The 13,051-nt window shown below is 55.5% G+C and carries 13 protein-coding genes; 9 read left to right on the top strand and 4 right to left on the bottom strand.

The features are described from left to right. Nucleotides 1-48 precede the first annotated feature (48 nt). Nucleotides 49-531, bottom strand: coding sequence for an MSMEG_0572/Sll0783 family nitrogen starvation response protein (locus ABJM03_RS04200; protein ID WP_348415831.1), 483 nt, complete (start codon nucleotides 529-531; stop codon nucleotides 49-51). A gap of 263 nt (nucleotides 532-794) precedes the next feature. On the opposite strand from ABJM03_RS04200, the gene ABJM03_RS04195 reads away from it, so the two are divergent. Further along, nucleotides 795-2,165, top strand: a complete 1,371-nt coding sequence (locus tag ABJM03_RS04195; RefSeq protein WP_348415829.1) for a PLP-dependent aminotransferase family protein — start codon at nucleotides 795-797, stop codon at nucleotides 2,163-2,165. Nucleotides 2,166-2,438: 273 nt separating this feature from the next. Here the strand turns inward: ABJM03_RS04195 and ABJM03_RS04190 are convergent, their stop codons facing one another. Next, entirely contained in the window at nucleotides 2,439-2,612 is a 174-nt protein-coding gene (locus ABJM03_RS04190) for a hypothetical protein (RefSeq protein WP_348415827.1), read from the bottom strand. A 437-nt stretch (nucleotides 2,613-3,049) separates the two neighbouring features. Here ABJM03_RS04190 and ABJM03_RS04185 point away from each other — a divergent pair, with 437 nt between their 5' ends. The 3 genes from ABJM03_RS04185 to ABJM03_RS04175 all read left to right on the top strand — a co-directional run bounded on the left by ABJM03_RS04185 (nucleotide 3,050) and on the right by ABJM03_RS04175 (nucleotide 6,152). Then, entirely contained in the window at nucleotides 3,050-3,847 is a 798-nt protein-coding gene (locus ABJM03_RS04185) for a class I SAM-dependent methyltransferase (protein WP_348415825.1), read from the top strand. Continuing rightward, entirely contained in the window at nucleotides 3,844-4,533 is a 690-nt protein-coding gene (locus ABJM03_RS04180; RefSeq protein ID WP_348415823.1) for a GNAT family N-acyltransferase, read from the top strand. The genes ABJM03_RS04185 and ABJM03_RS04180 overlap by 4 nt, the downstream gene beginning before the upstream one ends. A gap of 209 nt (nucleotides 4,534-4,742) precedes the next feature. After that, a complete protein-coding gene (locus ABJM03_RS04175; protein ID WP_348415821.1) occupies nucleotides 4,743-6,152 on the top strand; it encodes a HAMP domain-containing sensor histidine kinase in 1,410 nt (469 codons plus the stop codon). A gap of 75 nt (nucleotides 6,153-6,227) precedes the next feature. Here the strand turns inward: ABJM03_RS04175 and ABJM03_RS04170 are convergent, their stop codons facing one another. Both ABJM03_RS04170 and ABJM03_RS04165 read right to left on the bottom strand, forming a co-directional pair. After that, a complete protein-coding gene (locus ABJM03_RS04170; protein ID WP_348415819.1) occupies nucleotides 6,228-7,256 on the bottom strand; it encodes an ABC transporter ATP-binding protein in 1,029 nt (342 codons plus the stop codon). A gap of 86 nt (nucleotides 7,257-7,342) precedes the next feature. Continuing rightward, nucleotides 7,343-7,924: a YceI family protein gene (locus ABJM03_RS04165; protein ID WP_348415817.1), complete on the bottom strand. Its 582-nt coding sequence runs from the start codon at nucleotides 7,922-7,924 to the stop codon at nucleotides 7,343-7,345. A gap of 107 nt (nucleotides 7,925-8,031) precedes the next feature. On the opposite strand from ABJM03_RS04165, the gene ABJM03_RS04160 reads away from it, so the two are divergent. The 5 genes from ABJM03_RS04160 to ABJM03_RS04140 are packed head-to-tail and all read left to right on the top strand — an operon-like array spanning nucleotide 8,032 to nucleotide 13,044. Next, nucleotides 8,032-8,760, top strand: coding sequence for an endonuclease/exonuclease/phosphatase family protein (locus ABJM03_RS04160; RefSeq protein WP_348415815.1), 729 nt, complete (start codon nucleotides 8,032-8,034; stop codon nucleotides 8,758-8,760). Nucleotides 8,761-8,820: 60 nt separating this feature from the next. Then, nucleotides 8,821-9,555: a CDP-alcohol phosphatidyltransferase family protein gene (locus tag ABJM03_RS04155; protein ID WP_348415814.1), complete on the top strand. Its 735-nt coding sequence runs from the start codon at nucleotides 8,821-8,823 to the stop codon at nucleotides 9,553-9,555. Continuing rightward, on the top strand, nucleotides 9,528-11,156 hold the full coding sequence (locus tag ABJM03_RS04150; protein ID WP_348415812.1) for a sulfatase-like hydrolase/transferase: 1,629 nt from the start codon (nucleotides 9,528-9,530) through the stop codon (nucleotides 11,154-11,156). The genes ABJM03_RS04155 and ABJM03_RS04150 overlap by 28 nt, the downstream gene beginning before the upstream one ends. Beyond that, nucleotides 11,153-12,040, top strand: coding sequence for a lysylphosphatidylglycerol synthase transmembrane domain-containing protein (locus ABJM03_RS04145; RefSeq protein WP_348415810.1), 888 nt, complete (start codon nucleotides 11,153-11,155; stop codon nucleotides 12,038-12,040). Before ABJM03_RS04150 ends, ABJM03_RS04145 begins: the two co-directional genes overlap by 4 nt. 14 nt (nucleotides 12,041-12,054) lie before the next feature. Next, nucleotides 12,055-13,044 carry an ABC transporter substrate-binding protein gene (locus ABJM03_RS04140; RefSeq protein WP_348415808.1) on the top strand — a complete coding sequence of 330 codons (990 nt, stop codon included), beginning with the start codon at nucleotides 12,055-12,057 and terminating at the stop codon, nucleotides 13,042-13,044. Nucleotides 13,045-13,051: the final 7 nt, after the last annotated feature.

Below are 13,051 nucleotides of genomic sequence, written 5' to 3'. Positions count from 1 at the left end.
TTTGTGGTCAGCAGAAACGGCGCGGACCATTGGCCCGCGCCGCAAGCGTCAGAGTGTCCAGGTGTCCAGAATGAACGCGTCATCCCGACGGTGAAGCAACACAATGTCGAGCACGTCCTGAGGTGCGATAGGGATGATGCCGGGCAACAACGACTGTTCGCCATGGCCATAAAGGGCCTGCAAGGCGAAGCGGCAGGCGTAGACTTTGCCGCCTTTATCCATGAATTTTTTCAGGTTGGCTGAAAAGTTCTGGTGGCCGGGGAAGGCGTCATCACCCAATGTCGGAAATCCGCGCTGAATACCCAGCGTGACGCCAGGGCCGTAAAGCAGGATCGAGGTATCGAAACCCTTTTTCAGCAGGCGTTGGCTGACAAGGATATTGACCAGACCGATCGAGCCTTCAAAGGCCACGGTGTGAAAGGTAACGAGTGCTTTTTCGCCGGGCTTGGCCTGCACATCCTCGAAGACTTTGTTTTCGTAATCTACAAAGTAGTCACCGTCCTTGTGTTTCTCCATCTTTACTTCGGGCATGCGGGCTATCTCCTTATCAAAAGTTGCGGCGCATGATTGTTGCGCTTGATTTAGGGAAACTCACCGGAGATTGTTTCACAATTGTATGTATGCCGTTTTCCTATCAATTAGCGTTTACTGCTATTTTTTAGGGCAATAAATTGAAATTTTAGATCTAAAATTAGGCAGTTATTGCCATTTTCTGTGGGGTTGCATTCAATCCATTCAATCTCTATTTAGCTGAATATTGCGTTATATTGATTTAATTGTATGGAGTTGCTGTCATGGATGGCTGGATACCAGAGATTCCTGATTCGACAGGCCCGGTTTATCTCTTGATTGCGGATGCGATCGCGCGCGACATGGAGACAGGGCGGCTTCAATCAGGCGACAGGCTTCCGCCGCAGCGCAGGCTGGCGGATTTGCTGGGGTTGGATTTCACAACCGTATCGCGCGGCTACAAAGAGGCGGCGCGGCGTGATCTAGTCGAAAGCCATGTCGGTCGGGGGACGTTTATTCGAGGAGCCCGTGCAGAGGGGCGGGAAGATGACCCCGTGCGCACCGCGCAGGTGGATCTGTCGATGAATCTGCCGCCGGAGCCTGATGATCCTGATCTTGTCGACCGGATGCGTGGCGGTCTGATGGATGTTTCTGCCAATATGGTGTCGTTGTTGCGTTACCAGTCGGGTGTGGGGAGCGATAAGGATAAGGAGGCGGCCTCGGTCTGGCTGTCTATGCGGGGTATGGTGCCGCGGCTTGACCGTGTGGCGATCACGCCGGGGGCGCATCCTGCGATTATGGCGGCGCTTGGGACATTGACCCGTCCGGGGGATACAATCGCCTGCGAGGCGATCACCTATCCCGGCATTCGCAGAATCTGTAAGCAGATGCGGCTTAACCTTGTGGGTATCCCTTTTGATGATGAAGGTATCTTGCCGGATGCCCTATCGGAAGTGATCGCGGCCCATGGCCCGCAGGCCTTGTATTTGAATCCGACGTTGAACAATCCCACCACGCGCACGATGACGATCGAAAGGCGTATGGCAATCGCTGAGATCTTGCGCCGCCACGGCTTACCTCTGATCGAAGATGACGCCTACGGGTTCGTGCCCGCCCGTGCGCCTGCGCCTTTGGCGACAATGGTTCCCGAGCTCACGTGGCATATCGGTGGGCTGGCAAAATGCATTGGTGCGGGGCTTCGGCTTGCTTATGTGGTGTCGCCAGACAGCCGACAGGCGCTGTCCCTCGAGCAGAACATCAAAACGATGGCGGTGATGGCGTCGCCTGTAACAATGGCGATTGTCACGCGGTGGATATCTGATGGAACCGCCGACCGCATCCGCCGCTTTGTGCGCAAGGAGGCCTCGGCACGGCAAAAGATCGCGGTTACTTGCCTGCCGAACGCGAATTTTGTCTCTGACCCGGAGGCGTTTAACATCTGGCTGACCTTGCCACACGGTTGGCACCGCGCCGATATTCTGGCGCGGATGGCTGGTCGCGGTGTGGGGATTGTGCCCAGCGATGCCTTTGTTGTGGCGGGGCAGGCGCAGGAGCAACTGCGCATCTGTCTTTGCGGGCCTATCGGGCGTGACCAGTTACGCGAAGGGTTAGAGTATCTGGGGCACACATTGGACTATGGACTATGGGCCGAATGAATTGACGGGAATGTTGGGCCGAGGACACATTCCGGTCAGTCGATGTTTCTGCGCGATTTCTTCTAGGCTTGATCGGATCGGGCAGGTGCATGGCTTTGCATCCGTCCGTTCTGTTTCCAGTAGGCTGACACGCCGTAGCGGCAAGGGTGTGCGTCGCAACGTGGCGCTCGTGGCTTTGGGGTAATTTGGTTCGGAGCAGGTAGCCAAGCGCCGCCTCAAAGCCTCATGGGGATCTGGCAACAAACATGCATCTGCGCGATTGTTTATAGGGATTTAGCTGTTTTCGGCGGTAGAGCCGGTTTTGGCGGTCTTCAATACTGAAGGGGCCGCGTTGACATTATCATGGGTCGCAATGCCAAGAAAATGCGCAACCAGATCCAGAGCGCAGTCGCCGCCCAAGCCAGTTTTCAACATGTCTGGGTTGTCGAGGATTGTCAGGGTTTTCATTGCGGCTCCAAATTGATTGCGGTCTCTCGCTTGGGCCATGCATGGCGGGAAATCTGGGCCGAACTTTGTTCTAAACGTGGAATTCCCGAGTGGTGATAAACATTGTGGCGCGGGTCAGGGGCGCTTTGAATGCTGCAGATCGGGCATTGGAAGCAGGTTTTCATTGTGGGTCGAGTTAGCACCTTTGGGTTGTTTGCATCCTTTCGCGGATATTAAGGAAATTGGGTAGGGAGGGGCGATAAACAATCGTATTGCCAATAAATTGTTCAAATCCTCAGTCGTAAGCACTCTTCTTGTGGTAGATTGAATGCGATTGGACGGAAAAGCCCCAAGGGAGGGAATTTAGTCTTGTAATGCCGGTTTTCAAGCGGCACCCTTCAAACATAAACCTCTTGCATAACAAGTAATGCTCGTTTGAGCTTTGGAGTAATTTCCCTATGTCCTCACGCCCCCGTGCTGAGAAAACAGCTTCCCCAGAGACTGATGTTTCCGAAGCAATCGATCAGTCACAACGTGCCGATTGGAGTGCATACGCCAAGGCCTATGATCTTCTATCCCAGCACAACCCAGAGTATCTTGCGATACAGCAGGATTTTGAAAAATACCTCGGGACGATCGAAACACCCCGACGCATTTATGACATCGGTGGGGGCACCGGTAATTACACTGAAATAGCAGCGCGGGTCTTTCCAGATAGCGAAGTGATCCTGGCCGAACCTGACCCGGGTATGATTGCCGCGGCACGTGCGAAATTGGCGCATTACGAAAACGTGCGATTTGAGAACACCGGTCTTGAGCATCTAGAGGCGGATGGCATGGCTGATCTGATCGTCTGCGTGCATGCGCTTTATGCGATGCCGGGGCAGGAACAGCGTCTTGCCGATTTGCACCGTGTGTTGCGTCCGGGTGGCTTGATCTACCTTGTTGATCTGGGGCGCTACATGGATGTCGCGGATTGGCGCCGATATTTGTTTGCAAGCCTGCGGAAAGAGCGTGGTTTGATTGGTGCGCTCAAGGTCATCTGGGATGGTCGCGAAATTGCCAAACAGAACACGGCGATTTTCGAGGCGCAAAAGAAAGGCGTCTATTGGACCCATTCGGAGGAAGAGTTTGCATCGGCCGCGACTGCGGCAGGCTTTGAGATTCTCAGACAAGACACCGTTTATCGGGGCTACAGCGACCTGCTGGTATGCCGGGCTAAAAATAACTGCATCGGGGGCGAGATAGAACAATGAACGAGCAAGTCATCGAAGCGTTAAAGAACGTCCGCTATAAAGTCATGAGCGATGATAACGACCTCGAAGAAGTTTACCGGCTGCGCTACAAATGCTACCGCGCAGAGCGTACCATCCCACAAAATGACCTCGGGATTATGACAGATCCCTTCGACGAGACCAAGAATTGCGTTCATGTGGCCGTTGAGATGGAAGGGCGATTTGTGGCGTCCATGCGTATCCATTTGATGTCAAAGCTCTCGCAAGAGTCTCCCACATTGGAAGTCTTTCCCGAGATCATGGAGAATATCGAGCGAGGCAAGACAGTTGTCGATCTGACCCGTTTTGTGATTGATCCGGCCGCGCGAGAAAAACATGTATCGCTGCATTTTCTGGTATTGCGGATCCCGTTTTTGGCAGCCTCTTTCTATGATGTAGATGTGGCTCTTGCGCCGGTCAGGACCGAGCACACCGCCTTTTATCGGCGCTATCTTGGCTATAAATCCGAACTGGAGCCGCGCAGTTATCCAGGTTTGCGAAAGCCGATACAGCTTTTGACTGCGCAATTTCGGGAACAACGTGACGCTGTTCTCAAGCGCACACCGGTTTTCGGCCCTGTGGATAGCATCCCCAGCTCCCGAATCGATTTTCCCGATATGTCTGCGGTCTATGAGGCATCCAAAAATGGCCGCTTCGCGGCAGCCTGAATTTTCAATTATCTCGCTACAGTAGAAAGCTGCGCCGCAAAGCCTGTTTGCGGCGCCTCGCAGGCGGCGAAAGGACCGGCCGGCGGAGCTATTTGATACAAGTTGTCTTAAAGTAAGGGCAATAAAAAGCCCGGATCGCCTTAAGATCGGCCTAATTTTAACAAGGTTAGATTGTATCTTTCTATCTGTGAGTTCCGGTAGAGGTGAACATGCAGGACCTGAGAAAATATTGGGCGGCGCGGGGCGACTGGTTCAGCTCCCGAGGCCGTGAAGAGCGCATCAAGGATTATATTGCGCTTGCCAATCAGCTTGTCTGGAAGCGGCAGGTGAGCCTTTTGGCTGCTGCGGTTCTGGCTGCGCTCTATCTGGATGCGTTTACTATTTTCACATATTACGCAGTGGTGGCCATCAGTGAAATGCTGGACCTCTACCTTGGCTACAAGGCCAAGGACTGGGACGGGAAGAACCCCGTAATGGGCGGCCGTATTCTCAAGCGTATCGTGTTGAACACAGCTGTTAGTGGCGTAGCGATTTCGGCATTCACGATCAGTATCGCGGTCCAACAGCCCGCCGTCGGGCATTTTCTGCCGCTCTTTTTCCTGTTCTCGGCAGCTGTTTTTGCGGCAATGTACAATAGCCAGATGATGGGCGTCTTGGTCTTGCGCCTGTCTATCTATGCTTTGGCATTCCTGTACATCGCATGCCTTGATGTGATGCGCTACCTGCCACCGCTCAGCTCTCCGATATGGCTGGAATTTTTCACCACTATTTTTGTGCTGTATTTTATCTGTGACATCTCGATGAAATTTTATTCAAATTATCAGGATCGTCTTAGGCAGATGAAATTGCTGCGCGATGAAAATGAGCGTACCAAAGCCGCCTTGGAGGTGAAGTCGCAATTTCTGGCAACGGTCAGCCATGAGCTGCGCACGCCCTTGACGTCGATCATCGGTTCGCTTGAGCTTATCAAGGCCGATAAACGGCAGATCCTTCCCGACGGGTTGAAGCCGGTCATCGGTATCGCTGCGCGTAACGGACAGCGGCTTGCTGCGTTGATCGAAGATCTGCTCGACTTACAAAAGCTTGAGGCGGGCGAGATGGCCTTCCATTTCCAGCCCCTTGATGCGAACGAACTGGTGTCCGAGGCTGTAGACTCAACAGCGGGCTATGCAGGCAAGCTGGGCATCGAAGTGACGACAGCGTTTTGCCCTGAAAGCTGCAGGATCGCCGGAGACCACAACCGCCTCATTCAGGTGATGAGTAATCTGTTGTCCAATGCTTTGAAGTTCTCGCATGATGGCGGGGCGGTACATGTGCGGGTTGAAGTCATTAATTCGCGTGTCCGTATTGCGGTGCAGGATAACGGTGTGGGTATTCCCGAGGGTGCCGAGGAATGCGTTTTCGGCAAATTCAGTCAAGTCGACTCCTCCGATGTGCGCAAGGTCGGCGGTACAGGTCTGGGCCTGAATATTACCAAGCAGATCATCGAGCGTCACAATAGTACGATCAACTATGTCAGCAAATTGGGCGTTGGTTCCACATTCTACGTCGAATTCGACCGGCTGACAGCGGGCGATGGGTCGGACAATGTCACCGATTCACTTGCGAAAGCCGCCTAAATCAATCAACAACCTGTGGGGGCCGGGCCCGGTAACACGGCCATACCTGTAGGAACCGCTGATGCCATGATTGCGCTAGGCGTTTGAGGTGCTCTTGCGTGGTTTTTTGAGGACGGGCATCGGCTCTTTTACCTCGGGATCGATGTTCTTTGGAAAGCTGTCGTTGAGTATTTTGTACCGCATACGCGCGTCCGTGATTGCCCCGTAAGAGGCGATCAATTCACGTATAGGCCCCCCTAGTCGTTCAAGCCCTGAGACAAATGCAAGGATGACGCCGACCTCCGCTTCTCCCTGAATGACCATGTAGCCGCCCCATGCGATCACCCCGAATGGCCCAAGCGAGATCAGGAGGTTGTTGATTGTTTTCATGATGTTTTTTGTCATCAGAAAACGTGTGCGTAGTTGCAAAATGTGGTCAGTGATTTGGGTAAACCCTTCGGGTGGGGGCTTGTCCAGCAGGTCCGGTTCGGCGTTATCTACGATGTAGTTGCCAAGGGCTCGCACGGTGATGGCCTTTTTCGCTGAAAGCTTGTTCATACGTGCCTGAAATATCGGAACGATTACGAACTGTGGCGAATAAAGCGCCAGCGCGATCGCAGCGACTGCGGGTTCGATATAGAACATATACCCCAACACGACAAAAAGCGTGCCAATCTGCAAAAGCGGACCGGAGATGGCGGCACCGGCAAAACCGCCCAGCTTTTCTGTCTCGCTGGACAGCATTGAAACGACGGTCCCCTCATCCACCACATCTTCGCCTTGCTTGCTGGCCTGTAACAAGGCGGGCGGCGTGACCGTATAAATGCAATAATAGACCGAGCGTCGCAGCGCATGCACAATGCGGGCCGATATAAGCTCGCGTTGTACACGCATCGCAAATTTGACACCGGCGGTCAGTAACAAGGCGGCCACGTAAAGTGCGCCCAGCTGTACCAACAATGCGACGTCCTTATTGGCAACCGCATCGTCAAGCAGCCTACGCTGCAGCTCTAATGGCACGGGGGCCAGCGGCAGCAAGGCAAGTGTCAGGCAGATCACGACAACCTGCTGCCACTTCGAGTATTGGAATATATAGCGATAGACGGAAGTCGGCATGGTGGGCATGAGGTTGGTTTTACCTGTTTAGTGTGACCAGCAGAGGTTGGTCGGGAAAGGTGCCGAGGCAGGTCAAAATATCTTGGACGCTATAGCTATTCGATCTTCATCGCTTCAGTTTCGATCGCGATTGCGACCTTATCGCCCACAAGGCCGTTTTCAACAGCATAGGTCATGCCAAAATCCTTGCGTTGAATCTCGGTGCTCATGGATAGGCCCAACACGTCCCGCTTGTGGCCAAACGGGTAGGGTGCCGCCTTGTTGAGGGTAACCTCCAGCGTTACGGGGCGTGTTTGCCCCAAAATGGTCAGATCACCTGTGACCGTCCCATTTGTTGCGCTTGCCGCCTTGCCGCTGGTGGCAGTGAAGGTGATCGCCGGATGGTTATCCACGTCAAGGAAATCACTGCCACGCACATGACCATCACGCGCCGCATTAAAGCTTTCGATGCTGGCCGCATCAATGCTCACATTCACTTCGCCGAGTTCTTGGGTTTCGGCATCGTACATGAATTCGCCGGAGATGTTGGTAAACAGGCCCAGTGTTTTGGCATATCCGATGTGCTCGACTGTAAAGTAGACTGTCGTATGCTTGGGATCGAGCTGGTAGTTCGCCATTTCGGCCTGTGCGGCAGTTGCGATCAGGAATGCGAGTGCAGATGTAGTCAAAAGATGCATAAGTGCTCCGGCTGTTCAGGTCGCCGGCATGCAGGTCCGTCCGGCGTTTGTACCAGTTTACACTAAAAAAACGTTGTAGGCTTCAATCTACCGTGAGGGAGGATATTTTGGTCGATCTATGCTGTTCCACATGGAACATTCATCGCGCAAAGGGGGCGGACGGGCGCGTTGATCCGGAACGTGTTGTGGCAGCTATCGGTTCTGTTCTCGCGCCGCGCGGGTTGGACATTCTGGCACTTCAGGAAGCTGACGAAGAATGCCGCCCCCATGCCCGCATTGTCGATACTGCGCGTATCGCGTCGCTCACGGGGCTTCGTTCGGTTCACAACAGGGCTGAGCTGCGGTGGGGGCCCGAAAGCGACGGTTTTCTGGGAACGATCCTGTTTGTGCATCCGGCGCTTCAACAGACACATGCGGATGTGATTGACTTGCCCGGTCATTGCCACCGTGGTGCCATCAGCATCGAGACATCGCGGGAGGGGCGTAATTTCAGGGTTATGTCCACGCATTTGTCATTGTCTCAACCTCTGCGTATTCTCCAGATGCGGATCATCGGCCAATACCTACGCCGCCGCCCCAAGATGCAGACGATTTTGCTGGGTGATCTTAATGAATGGCGCCCGTGGGGTGGGCTTTGCTTTGCGCCTCGGCTGGTTGGGGCGCGGTTCGAGGGGCCTGTCCGGCGGACGTTTCCTGCTGCATGTCCTTTGCTGCCTTTGGACCGTATTTTGACAGATGCGCCTGGCGGTGTGCGTGATGTCGAGGCGATTAATACGCCTGCGACAAATGCGGCCTCCGATCATCGCCCTCTGGCGGGGGTGGTCACGGTTGTTTAATCTGTCCGGATGCTGGCCTGTTGCATTGGCCAAACCTTTGAGGTGCACTAGGTTAGGCGCATGAAAGCCAGAATGATCCCGGAAGCAACTCTGCACCGCGCGCCCAAATCCGACCGCCTATCCAATCCGGCCTCGGTATTCGGTGTTGTGGCCGCTGGCCTGTTGTTGGGCGTTGCGGTCCTTTCCGAGCTCGCGTTTTCCGCGCCATTGCGGCCTATTCTTTTGTTTCTCGCAATCTCGGGCCTGTGTTTGCGCGGATTGATGAGCAGCTATCCACACTCCAAGCTAGGAAGCTGCAATATCGTGACGTTGCTACGCGCTGCTCTTGTGTCAGTTCTGGCGGGGGCAATTTTTGCGCCAGCGCCGGCTTGGGCGGTGTTTTTTATCGCTGTTCTGGCGTTCTTGAGCGATGGAGCCGATGGTTGGCTGGCGCGGCGTTCGGGCCTAAGCTCTGACTTCGGGGCGCGGTTCGATATGGAAATGGATGCATTGCTGGGGGCGGTTCTGGCGCTTGTTCTATTGGGGCATGGCTTGGTTGGTTTCGGTATTCTTGTTTTGGGGTTTACGCGCTACGTCTTTGTGCTTGCTGGTCTGATCTGGCCTGCGCTTCGGGGGGATTTGCCCGAGAACTACCGGCGCAAGACCATTTGTGTCGTTCAGATCGCAGCATTGATTTTGCTGGTGTTCCCGCTAACCCCATCGGCCGTGGCCCCGTTGATCACCTCTGTGGCAGCTTGCCTGCTTTTGTACTCCTTTGCTGTTGATGCATGGGCCCTGATGCGGCGTGGCGCATGAAGGCTGCGGGCTACCTTGTTTTTGCTGCGCTACTTGTTTTTGTGCTGCTGGCCATGCCTAGCCATCCCGACAGTGTGGGGTGGGGCGCGCTAGGGCGCGCGCCGCTTGAGTTGCCGGTGATCCTGTTCGCGGTGATCGCGTTTGGGCGCAATTGGGGGGTGCAGTTGGTGATTGCGGCGTTGCTGGTGACAGTGACGTTTATCAAACTTGCCGACATCGGAATGTTCACCGCCTATGACCGCAGCTTTAATCCGATTTTGGACACTTTCCTGATAAAGGCCGGTTTGGGATTGCTTCGCGATAGTATCGGTATGCCGCTCACAGTTTTGGCTGTAGCGGGGGCGGCTTTGGCGACGGTGCTGTTGTTCTACATCCTGATGCAGGCGCTGCGGCTTTGGGCGGAAATGTCGGTGCCGCGGTTAGGGCGGCTTGTGGCTGCTGCGGGCGCATTGGCGTTTGCAGGATTGGCTGTGGCTAAAGTGGGGCCTGAGCCTGACCACTGGCGTTTTGCACAAAGCCTGCCGGGGAGTGCGAAAACATCCGCGTTGGCCTTTGCACGGGTATCGCAGATGCGCGAAACAGCGCTCGATCTGGTGCAGTTCCGCGCGGCCGCCGCTCAAGACCGCTATGCGGATGCCACGGGGTTGCTTGACCGGCTGCAAGGTCAGGACGTGATCATCATCTATATCGAAAGCTATGGACGGGCCAGTTTCGAGAACCCGCTGTATGCGCCCACCCATACCACGACATTGCAAGCGCAGCTTGGGCCGCTGCAAGAGGCGGGATTTGCCGTGCAAAGTGGTTGGCTCACCTCGCCCACAGCAGGCGGGCAAAGCTGGCTGGCACATGGGACGCTGTCCAGCGGATTGTGGGTATCAGATAACGGGCGTTACAGCGCAATGTTGGCGAGCGGGAACAAAAGCCTGTTCCATATCGCCCAAGAGGCAGGGTTTCGCACCGCTGCTGTTATGCCTGCCATTACGTTGGCTTGGCCCGAAAGTGAGGCAATGGGGTTCGACGTGATCCTTCCGGCCGCTGACATTCCCTATAAAGGTGCGCGGTTCAATTGGGTCACCATGCCTGATCAATTCACGCTGGCGACCTACCCGGACCTGTTGCCAAAGGATGCGCGCAGCGACTTTATCCAGATCGCGCTGATCTCTTCGCATGCGCCTTGGGTGCCTGTGCCGGATATGATCCCATGGGAAGATGTGTCGGATGGCACTGAATTCAACGAAATGGCCGCTCGCGGGCCAACGCCACGAGAGCTGTGGAAAAACCGCGATGACGTCCGCGAGGCGTATCGGCAGGCGATTGATTACTCCCTGCAGGCCACCTTTTCGTATATCGCCCGCCTTGGCGCTGACGCGCCTTTGGTTTTTGTGCTTGGGGATCATCAGGCTGCAGGGTTTGTTGCAGGCAGTGATAACCGCGATGTGCCCGTTCATGTGGTGGGGCCACCCGAGGTGGTAGAGCGGTTGAACGGCTGGGGATGGCAGGACGGGCTTGTCCCCGGTGGGCCGGTGCGGCGGATGGATCGCTTTCGGAATGATTTCATCGCAGCTTTCAGCGATGAAACCCTAGCGGAGGCCGTGGAATGAAGCGCGCGCTCAACGTGATCGGGTCGCTTTGTGTGCTGGGCGTGCTGTTTTGGTGGGCGGATGCACAAGCCGTGATCGCGCAGCTGCGAGGTGTTTGTACGGGGTGGGTCGCGGCGGCTGTGGCTGCGTTGACAGGGGTGACCGCGCTGATGGCCAAACGCTGGCAGATGCTGGCGCGCAGCTTTGATATCGAAATCGACTACCGCCGTGCGCTGGGCGAATATTACCTTTCACAAATGGTGAATTTTGTCCTGCCGGGGGGCGTGGCCGGTGATGTGACCCGTGCCGTGAGGTTGCGCCAGAACACCACGCTTGTGCGGGCAGCGCAGTCGGTGATGGCCGACAGGATATTGGGGCAGGGGGTTATGTTCGTGCTGCTGGGGGGCGCATTGACGGTTGCCTTGCTTTGGCCGGGGGGCCTCAACTGGCCAAAGGCCGCTTGGGCGGGGATTGGTTTTGGGGCGCTCGCCGTTGTTATCCTGGGTTTTGTTGCGCGCGGCGACCATGGCACAGGGCGCTTCCTGCTCGAGGTGGGGCGGCTTTTCGGCCAGATGCGGTTATGCATATTATCGCTTGTTATAGCGGGTTTGCTGATCTTTTCGTTTTATGCCTGCGCCCGGGCAGCGGGTACCGATATTCCGCCGGCGGGATGGCTGACGGTAATTCCGCTGGTTCTATCGGCCATGCTGATCCCGTTGTCCGTCGGAGGGTGGGGGTGGCGCGAAGGCGCGGCGGCGGCTTTGTTTCCACTTATCGGAGCACCAGTAGCCGCTGGCATTGCAACCGGTATCGTCTATGGCGCTGCGATGATGCTCGCCGCGCTTCCGGGCCTTTATTTCGCGTGGCGCGTTGCTCCGGTGCCATCGCCCGCACATCAACACTAGCAAGGAAAATGACCATGACGAATTTGATTAATCCTACGCGCCGTACCGTCCTGCAAGCAGGGCTGGCGATTGGCGCAAGTGCTGCAATGCCCGCATTCGCCCAAGCACAAACGCCAGTCAATTTTCAGTTGTCATGGCTTCACTCGGTGCAATTCGGGGGCAGCTATATCGCGCAGAACAAGGGTTATTGGCGGGATCTGGGGTTGGACGTATCTTTGACCCAAGGTGGGCCAAACGCCCCTGTCGAGCCGCCTGTTGTTGCGGGACAGGCTTTGGTCGGGATCTCTGCTGCGGATTATACGGCCTCGGCTGTGGCGCAGGGCGCGCCGTTCAAGATTATCGGCGTTGCGATGCAAAAGAACCCGTTTGCCATCACTTCGCTGCCCTCCAATCCGGTCAACACCCCCGGGGATTTGATCGGTAAGCGTATCGGCATGGCTGTGGCCAATACGCCGGTGTTGCAGGCGCTATGTACGATCAACAACATCGACATCAACGAAATTGAAATTGTCCCGACGCAGTATGATCCTGCGCCACTTGTGGCAGGGCAGGTGGATTGTCTGTTGAACTGGGAAACCGATCTGCCTGTGGCCATGACCATTCAGGGGGTGGATAATGTCACTATGTTGTTGGCAGATCATGGCTATGCACTTCATTCCCAAACCTACATCACGACCGAGGATAGTATTGCCAATCGCCGTGCCGATCTTGTGAAGCTCCTAAAGGGGGAGGTCATGGGGTGGAATGACTACTACGCTGATACTGATGCTGCTGCGGATTTGGCGGTCAGTATGTTCCCGGATGCAGGGCTCGATTTGCCGACGCAACAGCTTCAGGCGCGCCGGCAAGTGCCGTTGATGTACTCTGAATTGACGCAGGCGCATGGTTTCGGCTGGTTCACGGAAGAAACGGTCGCAGACAATATAGAAACGCTGGCGCTGCTGGGTCTTGAGGTGGACGCGGGGCTTTGGGACCGGTCTGTGTTGGCTGAAGCCTTGGCATAGGCACCTT

Source organism: Sulfitobacter sp., assembly GCF_039977885.1.
Lineage (GTDB): Bacteria > Pseudomonadota > Alphaproteobacteria > Rhodobacterales > Rhodobacteraceae > Sulfitobacter.
Note: the sequence above shows the minus strand (reverse complement) of the source record. Positions and strands in the feature narration are given on the sequence as shown.